Origin of the sequence: Seohaeicola nanhaiensis, assembly GCF_042654245.1 — a bacterium.
Taxonomy (GTDB): Bacteria; Pseudomonadota; Alphaproteobacteria; order Rhodobacterales; family Rhodobacteraceae; genus Seohaeicola_A; species Seohaeicola_A nanhaiensis.
This window is the reverse complement of sequence record NZ_JBHSGI010000023.1, coordinates 14,553-33,465: the sequence shown is the minus strand read 5'-3', so window position 1 is coordinate 33,465 and position 18,913 is coordinate 14,553. Positions and strand designations below refer to the sequence as shown.

Here is an 18,913-nt window from a genome sequence, read left to right as displayed (position 1 = left end):
CGCTTCGACGCTTGAGTATCCCAAACCGCATGGGCCGGCCCGGATACACAAAGTTCAGGACACTCCCAGCCGGCGTCTACCCTTATGAACCGCGCAATCAGCGTTCATCAGTAAGGAAGACAGACATGTTCGGACCTCTCATTCTGGTTGGTATCCTCGTTTCGGTTTTGCTCGCCAGCAGAATAGTCGAAGCACATCGTGACGGCATTGTTGTCGAAGAAGCGCTCGTGGCCATCCCTGTAAAAAGCCCTCAAGACAGGAACCGACGCTAGGCGCAAGGCAGGGAAGGCCGCCCGCAGACCACATGACGCCACAGTGACCAAACCAACCAACACAGTCTAAGCCCGCAAGACGAAGCGCAATAATCAATGACCGACCAGACAGCCCGCCCTGCCATTCACGCGCCGGTACCATGGCAGCGTCCCGGAAGCCCTGACGTTCAGCCTACGACGACCCCTTGGACAGGCCGGTAAAAAATACAGAGAATCGCCGTTGTGATTCCGTAGAGCGCGCCATTTACTTGTCGGATTTAGGCAAACAGTTCAGGACATTCACGGGCGCACTTATTTGTCAGGATGATGTAGACCAGATGCAGCGTCGCAAGTCCTGCCAGCAGGCAGAAGAAAGAGATGTAGGCATATTGCAGGAAAGCAATATCGACCACGATCACCGCCACCAGCGTCAAGGCGAAATGGCGCACATGTTTGTAGTGCGACAGGGCCGGCGGCAGGGTGATGAGGGTCACGTAGATCGTGTTGGTCAACCACCGCGGCATCATGAAATCGAGCCACATGGATTTTTCATAGGCCAGCGACTGGTTGTTGATCTCTACCACAACCATGTCGCTGTTGAGCCCGTGCGGGATGTATAGCAGCAGGCCGAAGGCCAGTCCGATCAGCGCCATGAGGCGGAACAATCGCTTGCGCGGACTGTCGTCCGGCTCCAGCACATAAACCGAGAAGGGAACCCATATCGGCCACATGAACCACGTGAAGAAGATGAACCCCATTGCCCCCCACAAGACCGTCAGGGGATCATTTCCGTTCATGCCAACCCACACGAAACCCTCAGTGAATTGCTGAAGACCTGCGAAAAGCGGCATCAATGCAAGCGGGAGATAGCGTTTGTTGCGCTGGAAGGCCACGATTGAAATGGCGGCCCCACCCCCGACAAGGAAAACGCTTGCAGCAAAACTGACTTGGGCCGACAGGCACATGGCATTTTCCTTTTCAGGCCTACTCTCTGTTTCCAAACGTAAGCGACTTCTACAGCCTTGAAAAGAATGCAAATCGTCAGCCGCAGGATTGGTCCGGCTCCCCCCAAAAACAGGAGGCGGAAGGCCTGCTCCGCGTCGCCGCGGCAGTCACGCGGGCGCAGAGGCTAAAGCGGCACGATTGAACGCCGGGTCTCCGGCTGGTCCATCTCGTACGGCGGTGCCGGCTCGACGCTCTTTTCCGAGCTGGGCCGGCTGGCGGGCAGGACGCTGATCGCGCTGGCCGGGCTGACCGCGGTGCTGATCGGGCTGGGCTACAAGGCGGCGCTGGTGCCGTTCCAGTTTTGGGCACCCGACGCCTATGACGGCGCGCCGGTGTCCGTGGCCGCCTATTTGTCGGTAATTACCAAGGTCGCGGCAATCTTCGCCTTCGCGCAGATCTTGCGCGACCTACCGGTCGGTACCAGCTGGCCGATGGTGGTCGCGCTAATCGCCGCCATGACGATGACGTGCGGCTACCTGGCGGCGCTGGTGCAAAGCAACGAGGTGCGCCTGCTGGCCTATTCGTCGATGGCGCAGGCGGGTTATTTCATGATGGGGATCGTGGATCTGGGGCCAGGCTTGCTGGCGCTGCCCTCGGTGATCGTGTTCAGCGCTGCCTATGTGGCGATGAATCTCGGCGCCTTCGCGGTGATCATGGTCGCCGGACGCAGCCTTGACGACTTCCGGGGCTTCGGCCGCGCGCGCCCTGTGATCGGCGTAGCGATGGTGGTGTTCCTGCTGTCAATGACGGGCATTCCGCCGCTTTTCTGCTTTTTCGGCAAGGTGCTGCTCTTCGGTACGGCGATCGAGGCGGGCTATCTGTGGCTGGCGGTGATCGGCATTCTCAACAGCGTGCTGGCGCTGGCGGCCTACCTGCGCATCGTGGTGCCGATGTGTCAGCCGCGAGAGTCCGGACAGGACAGCGCCGCCCCGGCGCCGCCGCTGATGATCGTGTTGGGCGCGACCGCGCCGATCACGCTGCTCATGGGGTAGCTTGCAGGGATGTTTCCTGGGTGACTGCAACTGAGCGCAATCGCACGTCGGGGGCAACTCGCCGATCAGGGGGCGAGCAGCATGCTGATGTCGTTATATGCGCGGCGGGTCGCCACGGCGCCTGCCGCAATACAATGACGCTTTTGCCGGAATTCCAGTGTGCCGATGGTCTGGCTGAAAGCGGGTCGGATCACAAAATCCGCTTGCTCAAAACGCAGTCGCGCATGTTCATACTGGCAGACCTCGATGGATCGCATCATCGCCTGCAAGCCGTTTTTCGGGCCAGTCGCGTTTTCGCGCTGGCTGGGATCCACAGCGATCACGACTTCCGCGCCGGTGGCCCTGGCGACGTCCACCGGCGCGATATCGGAATAGGCTCCGTCCATCAGTACATACGGATCATCGACAAGGGGCGGCAGTATTCCGGCCAGCGCCGCGCTTGAATAGACATAATCAGTGGCATCTCCCTTGCCGAATACCACGCGTTGGCCAGACAGCATGTCGGTTGCACAGACAAAAGCCGGGATGCGGCCGTCCTGCAGGTTCTTGCCCTTGGTCAGGCCGGACAGGACACTGCGGCCCCAGGTCTCGGTGCGCGCGCCTGATCCCCAGCCAAAATACATGTCCCGCGCGGCAAGCAAAGCAAGCCGCATTTCCCTGATCCTTGCAGCCATTCCAGGCACGCGAAAGTCCGGTGTTGCCGGAAACCCGCTGGTATCCATGCCCACGAGTGCGTCGTACCATTTGTCATTAAGAGCATACGTAGCACCGACAACCGCGCCCATCGACACGCCCACGACGGCGCTTGGGATGTAGCCCCTGGCGATCAAAGCTCTGAGTACGCCAGCATGCGAGAGGCCCCTTGCCCCGCCGCCACTTAGCACGAGGGCAAAGCACTTGTGGGTTGCAGTGCTCGCTTTGGTCATGCTGCTCAATTCAAACTCCGCAATTTGGCTTTTCGTCAATTGGTTGGTCCCAGGCTGCCCGACCCTGCGCCAGTGCGCGCCATACGGAAATACTGACGCGAGTGGACGTAAAGCGTTACCGTCTCATGGGTGACACCAGCGGCAGTGCCTGCGAAGATTTTCGCCGGACACTGTAACGTCCGATGCCTGGCAACGTCTATTCCCCTGACGGTCCTTCGCGACCGCAAGGTTTAATCGACAGGAGCCAGCATTGAAAACCTTGACCCTTGAGGTCCGCGGATTGTTCGAGGAACTCGATCATCTCGCGGTCGAACGTCATGTATCCGCCCTCCACGGCGTTCACCGGGCGGAAGCGAACCCTGCGTCTGCCAGTGTGACAGTGCAGTACGACGAAACGGTGGTGAACGAGGAGGCGCTGCGCAAGGCGATCGACGCCTGCGGCTTTCACTGCGCCGGAGAGCGTATGCCGAACCATATCTGCCAGATGGACCACACCGGCCATGAAGACCACGCGGCGCATGGCGCGATAGGCCCCGTTGCCAAGGACGCGATGGCCCATGAGATGGGTCACGGCGGCGGCATGGAGATGGCCGACATGGTCCGCGACATGCGCAACCGCTTCTGGGTGGCACTGCTTTTTACCATCCCGATCTTCATCTACTCGCCGATGGGCGGCATGTTCACGCCCCCGGCGCCGCCTTTCGGCCTGAGGCTGGACCTTTGGCTGTTCTTCCTCGGCAGCGCGGGCATCGTCTGGCCCAGTTGGCCGTTTTTCGTAGCCGCTTGGCGGGCGCTGAAGAACGGCATCCTCAACATGGCCGTGCTCGTCGTGCTGTCGGTCGGCACCGGATATGTGTTCAGCGTCGGCTCGACCTTCTTCTTTCCCGGCGTGCAGTTCTACGAGGCGGTCGCGGTGCTGCTGGTCTTCATCCTGTTGGGCCACTGGCTGGAAATGCGGGCGCGCGCCGGTGCCTCTGCGGCGATCCGGGCGCTGCTCGATCTCGCGCCGCCGATGGCCACGGTGATCCGCGACGGGCAGGAGACCGAGGTGCCGACCTCCGAAGTGCTTCAGGGCGAAACGGTGGTGATCCGCCCGGGAAACAAGATCCCGGTGGACGGCGAGGTTTTGGAAGGATCTTCGCTGGTCGACGAGTCGATGCTGACGGGCGAGTCGATGCCGGTGAACAAGAGCTTGGGCGATACCGTCATCGGCGCCACGATCAATAAGACCGGCACGTTCCGCTACCGCGCCACCAAGGTCGGCGCCGACACCGCGCTGGCGCAGATCGTCAAGCTGGTGCAGGAGGCGCAGAATTCCAAGGCACCGGCACAGCTTCTGGCCGACAAGGCGTCACAATGGCTGGTGCTCATCGCCATCGTGATCGGGCTGGCCACCTTCGCGGTCTGGTTCTGGTGGATCGGCTCACCGCTGCTGTTCGCGCTGACGCTGACGATCACCGTTTTCGTCATTGCCTGCCCGGATGCGCTTGGGCTGGCGACGCCGATGGCCGTCATGGTGGGCACCGGACTGGGGGCGCAGCACGGCATCCTGTTCAAGAATGCCGGCGCGCTCGAGGATGCGACCAAGCTCGACGTGATCGTCTTCGACAAGACCGGCACGCTGACGATGGGCGAGCCGCGTGTGGTCGAGATCGTCGCGGCCGACGGGAGTACCGAGGATGATGCGCTGCGCGCCGCGGCCTCTGTCGATCGCGGATCGGACCACCCCCTGGCGCTGGCCATCGTCCAGCGCGCCGAGGGGCTCGATGTGCCGCAGATGGCCGGGTTCGAGAACCTCGAAGGCCGCGGCGCACGCGCCGAGATCGCGGGCGAACCAGTGCTGGTCGGCAACCGTCGGCTGATGGACGAGCAAGGCATCGACCTTGGCGCGCTCGATGCCCAAGCCGAGCGCCTGAAGGGCGAAGGCCGCACCGTGGTGCATGTGGCGAAGGGCGGGCGGATGCTCGGGCTGATCGCCATCGCCGATGCACCGCGCCCGAGCGCCATGGCCGCCGTGGCAAAGCTGCGCGAGCGCGGGGTCGAGGTCGCGATGCTGACCGGCGACAACGAAGGCACCGCGCGACGGATCGCGGGCGAGCTTGGCATCGACATGGTGCTTGCCGACGTGCTGCCGGGTCAGAAGGCCGAGAAAGTCAAGGAGCTTCAGGCCCAGGGCAAGAAAGTGGGCATGGTCGGTGACGGCGTCAACGACGCGCCCGCGCTGACGCAGGCCGATGTCGGCTTTGCCATCGGCGCGGGCACGGATGTGGCGATGGAAAGCGCCGATGTCGTGCTGATGAAAAGCGATCCCTACGATGTCGTGGGCGCGATCGAGCTGTCGCGCGCCACCCTGCGCAAGATGCACCAGAACCTGTTCTGGGCGGTGGCCTACAACGTGATCGCCTTCCCCGCTGCAGCGGGCGTGTTCTACCCGCTGATCATCAGCCCTGCCGTCGCCGCAATTGCCATGTCGGGCAGCTCGGCGCTGGTCGCGGTCAACGCGCTGCTGCTCAAGCGGACGCGGCTGGAAGGGATCAGCGAAGGCCAAGGCGGCGCAGGTGATCGGCGGAACCCGGTGGATTCTGAAACCATCCTGGAGCCGGGTTCCGCACCTCAAACACACCAAACACATTGAAAGAAGGGGCGGCCACGATGACCGATACATCTATAGACAAAAAGCCCGATGAGGGCGGATTGGCAGCACGATTTCCCACGGCCTATTCCATCCTTTTTCTGCTGATCATCGCCGTTGCGGCCCTGACCTGGATCATCCCTGCCGGGCAGTACGACCGCGCGATGAATGAAGAGGTCGGGCGCGAGATCGCGGTGCCAGGCACCTATCAGACGGTCGAAGTCAATCCGCAGGGGGTTGTCGATGTCATGCTGGCACCTGTCGCGGGGTTCTATGACCCCGACAGCTATTCCGCCAATGCCATTGACGTGGCGCTATTCGTGCTGCTTCTCGGTGGTTTTCTGGGAGTGGTGAACGCTACAAAATCCATCGACACCGGGATCCAGACCGCGATGGGTCGCCTCAAGGGACGCGAGATATGGATGATCCCAATCCTCATGTCGCTTTTCGCATTGGGCGGAACGACCTACGGCATGGCCGAAGAAACCCTCGCCTTCTACGCGCTGCTGATCCCTGTGGTCATTGCCGCAGGCTACGATTCAATAACCGGCGTGGCAATCATTCTGATCGGCGCGGGCATCGGCACATTGGGATCGACGATCAACCCATTCGCCACCGTCATCGCCTCGAATGCGGCGGGCATTCCATTTACCGAAGGTATGGGGCTGCGTCTGATCATCCTGATCGGCGGTCTGGCGATCTGCATCGCCTATGTCATGCGTTACGCCTCAAGAATCAAGGCGGCCCCGGCGCGATCCGTCGTTGCGGCGCAACGCGAAAGCGACAGGCGGTTTTTCCTTAAGGAGACGGATGCAGAATTCAGCGAGCCGAAGCTGACCGGCACCCAGAAGCTGGTTCTGGTTCTTTTCTTCGCGACCTTCGCCGTGATGATCTGGGGCGTGTCGAGTCAGGGATGGTGGATGGCCCGAATGGGGGCGCTTTTCTTCGGCATGGCTATCGTCGTCGGACTTGTCGCGCGGATGGGCGAGAAAAAGCTGACATCGGCCTTTGTCGATGGCGCCAAGGATCTGCTGGGCGTGGCGCTCGTGATCGGGCTGGCGCGCGGCATCGTGGTGATCATGGAACAAGGTCTGATCGCCGATACGATCCTGAACAGTGCCGCCGAGACCCTCGGCGGCCTGCCGGAAATCGCGTTCATCAACCTGATGCTCTGGATCGAGATCGGGATGAGCTTTCTTGTGCCGTCCTCGTCCGGCCTGGCGGTTCTGTCGATGCCGATCCTCGCCCCATTGGGGGATTTTGCGGGCGTCGGTCGCGACCTTGTGGTGACAGCCTATCAATCCGCAAGCGGGCTGGTGAACCTGATCACGCCGACATCCGCAGTGGTGATCGGCGGTCTGGCGATCGGACGCGTATCGTTCGATCGGTGGGTCGTCTTCGTGTGGCCATTGCTGCTGATCCTCGTCGTTTTCATCTCGGCCAGCATCAGCTTGGCCGCGATTCTTTGACCAGATACATTGGAGTAATCACAGATGTCTGAACCGAAACTGGGCGTCCATTCGGAAACCGGGCAATTGCGGCAGGTGATCGTGTCGCCGCCGGGTCTGGCCCATCGTCGCCTGACCCCTGACAATTGCGCCGATCTTCTGTTCGATGATGTGTTCTGGGTCAAGCAGGCGATCAAGGATCACGCTGTCTTTGCCGACATCATGCGCGGGCAGGGGATCGAGGTGCTGGATGCGATGGCCTTGCTGGCCGAGACGCTGGACATCAAGGAGGCGCGCGCCTGGGTACTCGACCACCGCATCACCCGCAACGATGTGGGCGTCGGCATGCGCGACGAACTGCGCGCCTGGATGGAGGCACTGCCGGGCGTGGAACTCGCCCGGTTTCTGGTCGGCGGGATCACCGTCGACGATCTTCCTTTCACCCCGTCGGGCATGTTCGGCAGTTATCTCGGGCTCAACGGCTTCGTTCTGCCGCCGCTGCCCAATTTCATCTTCACGCGGGACAATTCCGCCTGGGTCTATGGCGGCGTCTCTCTGAACCCGATGTACTGGCCGGCACGGCGGCCCGAAACGCTGTTGATGGCCGCCGTTTATCGGTTCCACCCCAAGTTCGCAGATGCGCGTGTCTGGTTCGGCGATCCGACGCGCGAATTTGGCGCGGCTACGCTGGAAGGGGGCGATATCATGCCCATCGGCCATGGCGTCGTGATGGTCGGTATGGGCGAACGCTCGTCTCCGCAGGCGGTGGGTCAGTTGGCCGAGGCGTTGTTTCTGGGGGGTGACGTGACGCGCGTCATCGCCTGCCAGATGCCCCGGTCGCGGGCGGCAATGCATCTGGACACGGTATTCACCCATTGCGGCAACGATGTCGTGACGACGTTCAAGGAGGTGGCTGACGCGATCACCTGCTATGACCTGCGTCCCGGGTCGGCCGGTGCCGCGCTCGATATCCGGCGCGACGCCCGGCATCTTTTCGAAATCACCGCCGAGATATTGGGTTTCAAGAAACTGCATCTGGTCCCGACCGGCGGCAGCGATCTGGCCGAGCAGTCGCGCGAGCAGTGGAATGACGGCAACAACGTGCTGGCGCTGCGGCCCGGTGTTGTCATCGGCTATGACCGCAATGATGACACCAACGCCGCGCTGAAGGACGCCGGGATCGAAGTTCTGGCCATTCCCGGTGCCGAACTGGGCCGGGGCAGGGGTGGAAGCCATTGCATGAGCTGCCCCACCATCCGCGACGCAATCTGACAAAAGGAAACCCCATGTCTTACAATCTACGAAACCGCCATTTTCTTGCGCTGCGCGACTTCAGCCCGCAGGAAATCGGCTTTCTGCTGAAACTCTCCGCCGACCTGAAGGCGGCGAAATACGGTGGCTACGAAGTGCCGCGCCTGACCGGCAAGGAAATCGCGCTGATCTTTGAAAAGGACAGCACCCGCACGCGCGTCGGCTTCGAGGTGGCCGCCCACGATCAGGGCGCCCATGTCACCTATCTGGGGCCGTCGGGGTCGCATCTGGGCAAGAAGGAGACCGTGAAGGACACCGCCCGCGTGCTGGGCCGGGTCTATGACGCGATCGAATATCGCGGCTTCGGTCATCCCATCGTCGAGACGCTGGCGCAGTATGCCGGGGTGCCGGTCTATAACGGTCTGACGGACGAATTCCACCCCACGCAGATCCTCGCCGATTTCCTCACCATGTCAGAGCATTCCGACAAACCGCTGGGTCAGATTGCCTATGCGTTTCTGGGGGATGCGGGCAACAACATGGGCGACAGCCTGCTGATCGGCGGCGCCAAAATGGGTATGGACGTGCGTCTGTGCGGGCCAAAGGCCTGTTGGCCCGATCCAGCCATTCAGGACGAAGCGCACCGGATCGCAGAGACCACCGGCGCGCGCATCACCATCACCGAAGAGGTGGGCGAGGCGGTGAAAGGGGCCGATTTCATCTACACCGATGTCTGGCTGTCGATGGGTGAATCCAAGGACAAATGGGAAGAACGTATCCGCCAACTTCTGCCCTATCAGGTCAACTCGGACGTGATGGCGCAGACCGGCAATCCGCAGACCAAGTTCATGCACTGCCTGCCCGCCTTCCACAACGCCGAGACTGAGGTCGGTGCCGACATCGCAAAACATTTCGACATCACGGCGATGGAAGTGACCGAAGAGGTGTTCGAAAGCCCGGCCTCCATAGTCTTTGATCAGGCCGAGAACCGGCTACACACCATCAAGGCGATCCTTGTCGCCACATTGGCTAACTAGCCGTGCTGGTGGTCGCAGCGCTTGGCGGGAACGCCCTGCTGCAGCGGGGTCAACCCCTGACGGCAGACAATCAACGCGCCAACGTCCGGACTGCGTCCGCTGCGCTGGCAAATATCGTGCGCGCCGGGCACACACTGGTCGTGACCCACGGCAACGGTCCGCAGGTCGGGCTGCTGGCGCTTCAGGGGGCGGTGTACAAACCCGACGAGGCATTTCCTCTCGACGTGCTGGGTGCGGAAACCGTCGGCATGATCGGCTACATGATCGAGCAGGAACTGGAGAATGCGCTGGATCATGCGCTTCCGGTCGCCACGCTTCTGACGCAGGTTGTGGTCCACGCGGACGACCCCGCGTTTCAGGCGCCCAGCAAGTTCATCGGCCCGGTCTATTCCCGCGACGAGGCCGAAACACGCGCCACCGCCGCCGGTTGGAGCATCGCGCAGGACGGGGACAAATGGCGGCGCGTCGTGCCTTCGCCAAAGCCGCAGGACATTCCGGATCTGCGTGTGCTGCGCCTGCTGCTGGATCAGGGTGTGATCGTGATCTGCACCGGAGGCGGGGGCATTCCCGTGCTGCGCCTGCCCGACGGCAGCATGACCGGGATCGAGGCCGTGATCGACAAGGATGCCGCCAGCGCGCTGCTTGCGCAACGGCTCGGGGCGGATGCGCTGCTTCTGCTCACTGACGTGGATGCGGCCTACCGGGATTTCGGAACGGATGATGCGGCGCCCATCCGACATCTCACCCCGCCAGAGGCGCGGGCGCTCGACCTGGCGGCGGGCTCTATGGGCCCCAAGATGGCGGCAGCGGCCGATTTCGCGGAGGCAGGAGGCCTCGCTGGTATCGGTCAGCTTGAGGATGCGCTGGCGCTTCTGGATGGAACGGCCGGGACGCAGGTTCGTTCGTCACCCCCAAAATCATCAAAAGGAGATTCTCGATGAAACGTCTCGCCGACAAAGTCGCCCTGATCACCGGGGGCGCAGCTGGTATCGGTCTGGAAACCGCGCGGCTCTTTCTCAGCGAAGGTGCCAAGGTCGCGCTTGTCGACCTCAGGGAAAGTGATCTGTCGGATACCGCGAGGGATCTTGGAAATTCGGGCGATGTGCTGACAATCGCGGCCGACGTATCGTCGGTCGAGGATTGCGAACGATATGTCGCGCAGACCGTCGAGAAATTCGGACGCATCGACGTGTTCTTCAACAACGCCGGGATCGAGGGCAAGGTCGCGCCACTGATCGATCAGAAGATCAAGGATTTCGACCGCGTGATGGCAGTCAACGTGCGCGGCGCATTCCTTGGATTGCAGCATGTCTTGCCGGTGATGATCGGACGGAAATCGGGAAGCGTTATCAACATGTCGTCCATTGCGGGTCTCAAAGGCAGCCCAAACGTCGCGCCCTATATCACGTCGAAACATGCCGTAGTCGGCCTGACGCGCGCGGCTGCGATCGAGGCGGCGGGCCACAACGTGCGGGTCAATTCCGTGCATCCATCGCCGGTCAACACCCGGATGATGCGGTCGCTGGAGGAAGGCTTCAATCCCGGTCGCGGCGATGAAGTAAAGCAGCAGCTTTCCGATACGATCCCGCTGGGTCGCTATGGCGAAAGCCTCGATATCGCCAACCTCGTCCTCTTCCTCGCCTCCGACGATTCCGCGTTCATCACCGGAGCGCAATATCCCGTCGACGGGGGCATGGCGGCGGGCTGATCAGTCACGCCAATTCAGTCCTCAGTGCCTCTTGCTAACGCGTCGGTGTGTTGGCCGCAAACGCACCGACACCCAGCGCCGCATTCGTGCGCGCAATCGATGCGGCTCCGTCTGGCTCAGCTTGGGTTAGGGCACGGATCGCGTCGATGGTCTCGGGGATCACGATAGCCTGGTTGTCGACCATATAGGCATAGAACAACTCGTCGCCCTCTACCCTGAGCATGTCCTCCCACAGGGCCACCTCGTAGAGGCTGTCGTTGGGGCGCCCGAGATCGGCCATCATCTCCTTGACTGCGTTGATTGCACCCAGCCCGTCCGACATCCGGATCAGAGCAATGCGGGACGACGCGCAGAATGCGTCCAGCACCTCATCCTTTGATGCCTTGCGCGGCATCCTCACGGACCAGTAGTGCAAATGCGCAAGGGTCTGGGGCACCTTGACGGCCATCGTGATCACGTCAAGGTCGGGATCGACGCTTTGCGCATCGGGGCCTTGGTGGCTAGGGATTTCGGGTTCGGGAACGAGCGTGTTCATGATCCCGCCCAGATGGCTTTCCCATGGATCAGTGGCGCGCCGAAGCAGCGTTCCGCGCGCCGAGCCAAGCAGGCCGGACCGTTTGAGTGCGCTCAGCGTGCGGACGATCGAGGTCGTGTTGCAGGACACGACACGGGTGCTGTCGCGCCCGAGCGCCGTTTCATAATTCGCTTCGGCGACAAAGGAATGGCCCGTTACGCTGTGTTTTTCGCCGCCGTGAACGATGAAACGGATGCCTTTGTCGCGGTATGTTTCCACATTCTGAGCGGCGATCTTTTTCGGCGTGCAATCGATCACGATGTCGGCGGCGGCCAACAGATCGTCCAAGCCGCCGGCGAGGTTCAGGCCGGCCTTTTGTATCGCGGATTCCCGTTCCGGGTCTGCAGCGTAGAGGGCAAAGCCCTTGGTTGCCGGCATCCGGGCGCGCCAGTCGGCCACGACATCCGCCACGCCGATCAGGTCCATGTCGGCCTGCACGGCCACCGCGTCGGCTACGCGCTTGCCGATCACACCGTATCCGTTCACGGCGACCTTGATTTGCCCTTTGCCTGTCATCTTGCTCTCCCTATTTGTTTGCCGAGTGCCCTGATGTGGCAGTGGTGATCTGCCTCAGCGTCCGCGATGTAATTCCGCGTCAACGGAACGGTGTCGCGGCGTTTGGCCAACTGGAGCTGGAACACCATCAACCGGCCATGCCGGAATGCCATTTCGCAGACAGCCAGATAGAATTCCCAAATGCGGCAGAACCGTTCGTCGTAAAGCCTCCGCGCGGTCCCGCGCTCGGCTGCGAAGCGTTCGGACCAGTGCCGCAGGGTCTCTGCATAATGCAGGCGCAGGACCTCGACATCGGTGACCCAAAGCCCAGAACGTTCCGCCGCCGAGATCGTTTCGGACAGTGACGGAAGATAGCCACCGGGGAAAATGTATTTCCTGATCCACGCATCGCTGCCACCTTTGGGTGCCATCGTACCGATCGCATGTACAAGCGCGACTCCATCCGGCTTGAGAACCCTTCGGATCGTGCTGAAATAGTCATCAAATCCACTGCGGCCCACATGCTCGAACATGCCCACCGAAACGACACGGTCATACTGGCCTTTCTCTTGCCGGTAGTCGCGGAGTTTAAAGGCGACCTGTTCGGACAGGCCGGACTGCGTTGCGCTGGCGCGGGCGGCCACGATCTGTTCGGTAGACAGGCTCAGACCGGTCACGCGGGCCTGATGCTGTTGGGCAAGCTCCAGCGCCAAGCCCCCCAGCCCGAGCCGATATCGAGAACGTCAAGGCCGGGCCGCAGCAGCAGCTTTGCAGCGATGTGTCGTTTCTTGAGGGCTTGCGCCTCGTCCAAAGTTTCATTGCCTGTGGCGAAGTAGGCGCATGAATACTGTCGGTCCGCGTCAAGAAAGAGGTCGTAGAGTTCGGTCGAGAGATCATAGTGGTGCGCCACGTTGCAGCGGGCCCGGTTGATCGGGTTGTGATGCAACCTGCGGCTCAAAAAAGCGTCCAGCCCTTGCCTGATCCGTTTCCCGGGCAAAGCGTCGACGGCGTCGAGGTCAGCCATGCAAATCGAAAGAAGGTCGCGCAGGCTGCCGGTCTCGATGCGGAGCGTTCCATCCATATAGGCCTCGCCAAGCGCCAGACTGGGGTTTGCAAGAAGTTGCGCAGGCAGCGCCTTGTCGGTCAATCGGACTGAAACGGCAGGGCCGTCACCGCCACCGAAACGCCAAGTCCCACAACAGGGGTCGATAACAGTCAGGTGACCGTTCCGAACCAGACGGCTGAGCAATTTGGCAAGTAACCACATCGCGGCCCTTCCGGGTCCAAGGCGTGGAAGCTGCCTCGCGCCGTCATGCAATTCAAACTGCTCATCAGGTGGGATTTCGCTGTTGGACATGATCGGTGCCTCCGCGTTTGTCTGAGTTTGGAAGGGGCATCGAACGACCCCGGCTCTCAAAAAGACGACCGGCGCTAGTGTTTGTTACAGCGCGCAGCCATATTGCGTCGGCACCTGAAAGCAGGAAAGCGCCGATTGGGCGTATCGGTCCAAGCGCTTTCGGTACACATTTGCCCGATTGCAGCCTATTGTTCGCCGAAGGACATGAGCCCACGACTTATCAAACGCGATCGTGATCATCTTTCGATTGCGGCTTCGGTCTCAGGCACGCGTGTAAGGCAGCAGCATTAAAGCTCCGAGGATCGCTCCGCGGTTCTGCGTGTTCTTCAGATTTCGCTTTCGTCCGCAAGGCCTTCGAGGCGGGCGCGGACCTTCTCTGCCGCGTCGCAATCGCAATCAAGAAAGCCGTGAACCGGGCAGGTCAGGCACATCTGCTGCAACCTTGTCTTCAATGCCTGCCTGCCCCGGTGAACGCGGACGTTGAGGTTGTTCAACGTGATCCCAAGGTCTTTGGCGACGTCCTCTCGCGGTTGTTCCTGAAGATCGACCCGCCAGATGACTTCGGCATATTCCGGTTTGAGCGTTGGCAACAACTTGTAGAGACAATTGCAGATAACCTCGTCCAGTTCTTCGTCAAAATCGTGATGGACGCCTTCCAGGTCGGTCGGGGCCATGACCACCTCCCTCTGTCGCTGTCGCGAAACCTTGCGGCCATGGTCCGCTATGGACGACACAAGGATCTGACTGAGCCAGCCGCGAACGGCGCGCACATCACGAAGTTGCTCTGAGCGGTCGATGGCCCGCAGCATAAATGTTTGCAGGACATCCTCTGCCGCCTCTGGATCACCCAGTCGCCGACGCAGGAATTTCAGAATTTGATGTCTGCCTTCCACCAACGCGTGGCGAACGGCCGCGTCGGTGGATTTTGCAGCGACGTCGGACTGGTCAACTAAGGAAAATTTGTCGCCTTGGTCATTTTTCATCACACACCTCTGCAAAATACGACGCTCGTAAGTCGGATGCGTTACACCGTCTGCCACAAACGTCTGCGTTTCTTTCATTATACGTGCATCCTGGAACTCATAAAGCACAGGTCATCAGACGTTTGTCTTAATAACCAGTAAGGTTTCAGTCGCTGAAACGTCTGTTTGGTTCGTCCAATCACTGTCGCCAAGCCGCCGCACCGCAATTGTTGACACTTGCGACTGCGATCATCAACTACGAGAAAAACTTATCATTCTACACTGACTTGGCACGCCGGAAGATCTCCGCAATTCCAGCCGGTTCTGACCTGAAAAAAGGAAATCCCGATGTCGCCGACGACAATAACCAAGATCGTTCTGGCCATGCTCTTGTGGGCGGCGTGCTTTCCGCTGATCACGGCAGGGCTGCAATATTCGCCGCATTTGACCTTTGCGACACTGCGGGCAATTCTGGCTGCGGCCACCCTGGTGTTTGTTGCGGTGTGGCTGCAGCGGCCGTTTCCGCGTGGTTGGCGCACGTGGGTGACACTGGGTGTCGTCGGCCTTGGCGCGACCAGTCTGGGATTTCTCGGCATGTTTCATGCGGCAGAATTTGTATCTCCCGGGCTCGCCACGGTTATCGCCAACGCTCAGCCGCTGCTTGCGACAATGTTGGGCGTTGCATGGCTTGGAGAGCGACTGGCGAGGGTCGGTTGGGGTGGCCTATTGATCGGTTTCGCGGGAATACTTGTGATCGCCTTGCCACAATTGGGCGATGGAGCGCGAGACGGGACGGCCATCGGTTTTGCCTACATCGTTCTGGCTGCGGTTGGAGTGACTGTCAGCAACGTGGCGATCAAATCCATCGCAGGTCAGGTCGATGGACTTTTTGCAATGGGCTTTCAGATGCTGATCGGCAGCGTGCCTCTTGCCGTGGCGGCGCTTCTCCTTGAAGATCAGACGGCCATCCAATGGACATCTGTTTTCGTAATGTCGCTGTTGGGCTTGGCCTTGTTTGGCTCTGCACTGGTTTACTGGCTGTGGTTTTCGGTACTGGAGGAAGTGGAACTGAACCGGGCGATTGTGTTCAGCTTCCTGGTGCCGATATTCGGTCTCACCATCGGGGCACTGTTCTTTGGCGAGCGTCTTTCCGCCGTGCAGTTTTCCGGGATCGTATTGGTCATTGCGGGTATAGTTCTCGTCAATCTCAGCGGTAGAACGCAAAGCCAGAAAAGCGGAGCATAATAGGATATAATTCGCTAAATCAATAGATTGATGTGGCCTGGTGACTGTGGACAAGGTTGGTGAGAGGCTTCCTAGCAGAGGGGAAGAGTGGGTCTTGGCCTTCGATACGGCGGGACGGAGCATGGCGAATTTGATCTGTGTGAACGCCTGCAAGCATTGAACACGCTCGACGCGATGATCATGTCGACAACAGTGCAAATATCGGAAAATTAGGACAGGAATGTCATGGCATCGCTCGACACCGAAAAACCGAAGGTACCTGACACCTCGACGGAACGTGCGTTGCTCGATGGACGTGGCGCATTTCTGGGGTTCCTGATCAAACGGCTTGGCAACCGGGCGGATGCAGAGGATGTCCTGCAGGATTTCAGCATCCGCGTGCTGCAGCGCAAGGACCAACTCAGAGACGTCGAACGGATGGATGCCTGGCTCTATGCGATCCTGCGCTCCACGTTGAATGACCATTTCCGCAAAGGCACGCGCCGTGACCAACTGGCCGCGGCGGTGGCGCGCGAGCCGGAAGACTGGACCGCTGATGCGCCGACTCAGATGGCACGGCTCTGCACCTGTCATGGCGGTCTGATTTCCGAACTGCGCCCGGCGGATTCGGAACTGATCCGGCGCATCGACTTCGGCGAAGAAGACCGTGAGCATGTGGCGCGCGACCTTGGACTAACCCGCAACGCGCTTGGCGTTAGGCTACACCGGGCGCGCACGGCTCTGCGCGAGGCGCTGACAAATCATTGTGGCGCTTGCTGCCGGGATGACCGTGACGATTGCTATTGTCAGCCTGAGGGTTGCAAGAACGCCGAGCACGAAACCGATTGCGAAGCAGGGCAGCAGAATTCCTGATCGAAACGCGGTCGGTTCTGTAACGTTTTTCGCCAATCGACGTCTTCTTTTGTGACTACGCCTTGGGCCAGCACAGCAGGAGGACTGGGATCATGCCACGGGAGACGACGAATTTTCGTTCGGGAGCAACGGAACCGTCGCGGAATGCCGCCGTTCCGGAGTTCATGTCGCGGATGATATGCAATTGTGCAGAGGCCTCCGCGCATCCAGACGCCCCGATGGCATTGGCGTTGTTCCAGCGCATGGAAATCTTGAAGCAACCCCCGGAATTAGCGGCGCGCGCACTGGGCCTCAAGCCCGGTGATGCGGCCTACCTGTTGACCGGTCTGCGCGAGGATGTCGCAAAGAACCTCGCACTTGCGCTTCTTGCAGGGCGGCCATCCAGAGAAATCTATGAACAGAAGGAAGCCAACAATGAATAAGAGCCTGCGCCTTGCGACTGTGACGCCGGAGCAACTTACGGCACCTGAGACTAAACGGCCCTCCGCTGGTGCCAATGTGCCCTACGCTCAGGACGCCTTTGAACGCTGGGTGCTGTTCCTCGACACGTTACGCGAACGCGCCGACAACATGATCGCACATGAACGTCAGGGCATGCCGCCGCTTCTGGATTTCGACTATGAGCTTCTGCTGGATGCCCGCACTTTTGAACGGCCCGCCAATTATGCACTGCTCCGGATCACGCGGGCAGGCGAAGATTGCTGGGACGATTGCGTGGACGAGGCAAAGCCGCCGGTCATCGTCATTGATCCGCGCGCGGGACATGGGCCGGGTATCGGCGGCTTCAAGCATGACAGCGAAGTCGGCATGGCGATGCACGAGGGCCATCCGGTCTATTTCGTGATCTTCTTTCCAGAACCCATGCCCGGCCAGACGCTGGCTGACGTACACTATGCACTGCGTGACTTCGTCACCGAAGTCGCCCGCCGTCACCCGAACGCGGCACCCGTGCTCTACGGCAATTGTCAGGCCGGTTGGGCCGCCGCCCTGCTGGCCGCCGATTGCGACGGTCTGACCGGGCCCATCGTGTTGAACGGCTCTCCGCTCAGTTATTGGTCGGGCGACGCGGCCACCAGCCCGATGCGGATGCTCGGCGCGCTCTCGGGCGGATCCTGGGCGGCGCACATGATCGCCGATCTGGGCGACGGGCGGTTCGACGGCGCGTGGCTGGCGCAGAACTTCGAGACCCTGCAACCTGAAAAGGCGATCTGGGAGAAATACGCCAACCTCTTTTCCCATGCCGATACCGAACGTGAACGGTTCCTCGACTTCGAACGCTGGTGGAATGGCTACTATACGCTGAGCCGCGAGGAAATTCTCGGCATCACTCAGAACCTTTTCATCGGCAATCGACTGGAGCAGGGCGAGATGCAACTGGACGCGCATTGTACCATCGATCTGAAACGGATCCGCAACCCGATCATCGTCTTTGCCTCGGAGGGCGACAACATCACCCCGCCGCAGCAGGCGTTGGGCTGGATTGCCAAGCTATATCCTGACACCGATGCGCTCAAGGCTGCCGGACAGCGCATCGTCTACATGACGCACGAGACTGTCGGGCATCTGGGCATCTTCGTCTCCGGGTCCGTCGCGCGGCTTCAGCATCGGGCGATCCTGGAAAGCCTGGAGGCGGTCGAGGCGCTGGCGCCCGGGCTTTATGAGATGGTCATCGATAATCCTTCCGGGGGCGCAAAGCGCAAGACCGACGACTACGACGTGCGTTTCGAGCCGCGCGACGTCGACGATCTCGGTTTTGGGTCAGACCATGGAGCGCTGGCCCAGGTCGCGCAGATGTCACGGATCAACGAGGCGGCTTATTCGACATTTGTTAGCCCTTGGATCAAGGCCGCGACGTCCCCTGCCAGTGCCGAGATGCTGCGCGCCCTGCATCCGATGCGATGGACCAGAACGATGTTTTCCGAGCGTGTGAACCCTTGGATGGCGCTGGTGAAATCCACAGCCGACTCCGTGCGTGAGACGCGGGATCCTCTGCCGAAAGACCATCCCGCCATCCTTGCCGAACGCGCGTTGTTCGCGCGTACCGGCGAAAACCTCGGTGCCTTGCGCAAAGCGCGCGATGCATGGCTCACACATGTCTTTGGCGCGATGTACGGCAGTTTCCCCATCGCCACCACCACACAAGCGGGCCAACCGACCGCCATACCAAACAAGGAGTGA

The 18,913-nt window shown here is 60.8% G+C and carries 15 protein-coding genes and 1 pseudogene; 11 read left to right on the top strand and 5 right to left on the bottom strand.

The features are described 5' to 3' along the window. Nucleotides 1-529 precede the first annotated feature (529 nt). The gene (locus tag ACFO5X_RS14345; RefSeq protein WP_043847429.1) at nt 530-1,216 is read right to left on the bottom strand and encodes a DUF6629 family protein; all 687 of its coding nucleotides are present in this window, start codon (nt 1,214-1,216) and stop codon (nt 530-532) included. 177 nt (nt 1,217-1,393) lie between these two features. Between ACFO5X_RS14345 and ACFO5X_RS14340 the strand changes: the two genes are divergently transcribed. After that, entirely contained in the window at nt 1,394-2,248 is an 855-nt protein-coding gene (locus tag ACFO5X_RS14340; protein ID WP_081749910.1) for an NADH-quinone oxidoreductase subunit N, read from the top strand. Nucleotides 2,249-2,313: 65 nt separating this feature from the next. Here the strand turns inward: ACFO5X_RS14340 and ACFO5X_RS14335 are convergent, their stop codons facing one another. Next, on the bottom strand, nt 2,314-3,174 hold the full coding sequence (locus ACFO5X_RS14335) for a patatin-like phospholipase family protein (RefSeq protein WP_370209052.1): 861 nt from the start codon (nt 3,172-3,174) through the stop codon (nt 2,314-2,316). 250 nt (nt 3,175-3,424) lie between these two features. Between ACFO5X_RS14335 and ACFO5X_RS14330 the strand changes: the two genes are divergently transcribed. From ACFO5X_RS14330 to ACFO5X_RS14305, 6 genes are read left to right on the top strand one after another with little or no spacing between them, the layout of a single operon-like run. After that, the gene (locus tag ACFO5X_RS14330; RefSeq protein WP_380718152.1) at nt 3,425-5,809 is read left to right on the top strand and encodes a heavy metal translocating P-type ATPase; all 2,385 of its coding nucleotides are present in this window, start codon (nt 3,425-3,427) and stop codon (nt 5,807-5,809) included. A 17-nt stretch (nt 5,810-5,826) separates the two neighbouring features. Next, nucleotides 5,827-7,275, top strand: a complete 1,449-nt coding sequence (locus ACFO5X_RS14325; RefSeq protein WP_380718151.1) for a YfcC family protein — start codon at nt 5,827-5,829, stop codon at nt 7,273-7,275. 24 nt (nt 7,276-7,299) lie between these two features. After that, nucleotides 7,300-8,526, top strand: a complete 1,227-nt coding sequence (locus ACFO5X_RS14320) for an arginine deiminase (RefSeq protein WP_380718150.1) — start codon at nt 7,300-7,302, stop codon at nt 8,524-8,526. 14 nt (nt 8,527-8,540) lie between these two features. Beyond that, nucleotides 8,541-9,542, top strand: coding sequence for an ornithine carbamoyltransferase (argF, locus tag ACFO5X_RS14315; RefSeq protein WP_149789477.1), 1,002 nt, complete (start codon nt 8,541-8,543; stop codon nt 9,540-9,542). A gap of 2 nt (nt 9,543-9,544) precedes the next feature. Further along, the gene (gene arcC / locus ACFO5X_RS14310) at nt 9,545-10,483 is read left to right on the top strand and encodes a carbamate kinase (RefSeq protein ID WP_051487981.1); all 939 of its coding nucleotides are present in this window, start codon (nt 9,545-9,547) and stop codon (nt 10,481-10,483) included. Beyond that, a complete protein-coding gene (locus tag ACFO5X_RS14305) occupies nt 10,480-11,250 on the top strand; it encodes an SDR family NAD(P)-dependent oxidoreductase (RefSeq protein WP_043847441.1) in 771 nt (256 codons plus the stop codon). The genes arcC and ACFO5X_RS14305 overlap by 4 nt, the downstream gene beginning before the upstream one ends. 34 nt (nt 11,251-11,284) lie before the next feature. On the opposite strand, the gene ACFO5X_RS14300 is transcribed toward ACFO5X_RS14305, so the two are convergent. The 3 genes and pseudogenes from ACFO5X_RS14300 to ACFO5X_RS14290 all read right to left on the bottom strand — a co-directional run bounded on the left by ACFO5X_RS14300 (nt 11,285) and on the right by ACFO5X_RS14290 (nt 14,737). Further along, nucleotides 11,285-12,340, bottom strand: coding sequence for a type II glyceraldehyde-3-phosphate dehydrogenase (locus ACFO5X_RS14300; protein ID WP_149789476.1), 1,056 nt, complete (start codon nt 12,338-12,340; stop codon nt 11,285-11,287). After that, nucleotides 12,337-13,586, bottom strand: a pseudogene (locus ACFO5X_RS14295) (class I SAM-dependent methyltransferase). The gene ACFO5X_RS14300 and the pseudogene ACFO5X_RS14295 overlap by 4 nt, the downstream one beginning before the upstream one ends. Before the next feature lie 416 nt (nt 13,587-14,002). Then, nucleotides 14,003-14,737 (bottom strand): RNA polymerase sigma factor, encoded by a 735-nt coding sequence (locus tag ACFO5X_RS14290; RefSeq protein WP_380718149.1) that lies wholly within the window; start codon nt 14,735-14,737, stop codon nt 14,003-14,005. Between the two features lie 249 nt (nt 14,738-14,986). Between ACFO5X_RS14290 and ACFO5X_RS14285 the strand changes: the two genes are divergently transcribed. From ACFO5X_RS14285 to ACFO5X_RS14270, 4 genes are all read left to right on the top strand, one after another. Then, on the top strand, nt 14,987-15,883 hold the full coding sequence (locus ACFO5X_RS14285) for a DMT family transporter (RefSeq protein ID WP_017469163.1): 897 nt from the start codon (nt 14,987-14,989) through the stop codon (nt 15,881-15,883). Nucleotides 15,884-16,108: 225 nt separating this feature from the next. Beyond that, a complete protein-coding gene (locus ACFO5X_RS14280) occupies nt 16,109-16,735 on the top strand; it encodes an RNA polymerase sigma factor (protein ID WP_185805117.1) in 627 nt (208 codons plus the stop codon). A gap of 92 nt (nt 16,736-16,827) precedes the next feature. Beyond that, nucleotides 16,828-17,157, top strand: a complete 330-nt coding sequence (locus ACFO5X_RS14275; RefSeq protein ID WP_185805116.1) for a hypothetical protein — start codon at nt 16,828-16,830, stop codon at nt 17,155-17,157. Then, on the top strand, nt 17,093-18,913 hold the full coding sequence (locus tag ACFO5X_RS14270; protein ID WP_380718146.1) for a DUF3141 domain-containing protein: 1,821 nt from the start codon (nt 17,093-17,095) through the stop codon (nt 18,911-18,913). Before ACFO5X_RS14275 ends, ACFO5X_RS14270 begins: the two co-directional genes overlap by 65 nt.

Excerpts from the sequence above, each read along its gene's own strand:
- ACFO5X_RS14275 (WP_185805116.1), top strand. The coding sequence starts at position 16,828 with ATGCCACGGGAGACGACGAATTTTCGTTCGGGAGCAACGGAACCGTCG.
- ACFO5X_RS14345 (WP_043847429.1), bottom strand. The coding sequence starts at position 1,216 with ATGTGCCTGTCGGCCCAAGTCAGTTTTGCTGCAAGCGTTTTCCTTGTC.
- ACFO5X_RS14290 (WP_380718149.1), bottom strand. The coding sequence starts at position 14,737 with ATGAAAGAAACGCAGACGTTTGTGGCAGACGGTGTAACGCATCCGACT.
- ACFO5X_RS14335 (WP_370209052.1), bottom strand. The coding sequence starts at position 3,174 with ATGACCAAAGCGAGCACTGCAACCCACAAGTGCTTTGCCCTCGTGCTA.
- ACFO5X_RS14320 (WP_380718150.1), top strand. The coding sequence starts at position 7,300 with ATGTCTGAACCGAAACTGGGCGTCCATTCGGAAACCGGGCAATTGCGG.
- ACFO5X_RS14280 (WP_185805117.1), top strand. The coding sequence starts at position 16,109 with ATGGCATCGCTCGACACCGAAAAACCGAAGGTACCTGACACCTCGACG.
- argF (WP_149789477.1), top strand. The coding sequence starts at position 8,541 with ATGTCTTACAATCTACGAAACCGCCATTTTCTTGCGCTGCGCGACTTC.
- ACFO5X_RS14285 (WP_017469163.1), top strand. The coding sequence starts at position 14,987 with ATGTCGCCGACGACAATAACCAAGATCGTTCTGGCCATGCTCTTGTGG.
- ACFO5X_RS14300 (WP_149789476.1), bottom strand. The coding sequence starts at position 12,340 with ATGACAGGCAAAGGGCAAATCAAGGTCGCCGTGAACGGATACGGTGTG.
- ACFO5X_RS14325 (WP_380718151.1), top strand. The coding sequence starts at position 5,827 with ATGACCGATACATCTATAGACAAAAAGCCCGATGAGGGCGGATTGGCA.
- ACFO5X_RS14305 (WP_043847441.1), top strand. The coding sequence starts at position 10,480 with ATGAAACGTCTCGCCGACAAAGTCGCCCTGATCACCGGGGGCGCAGCT.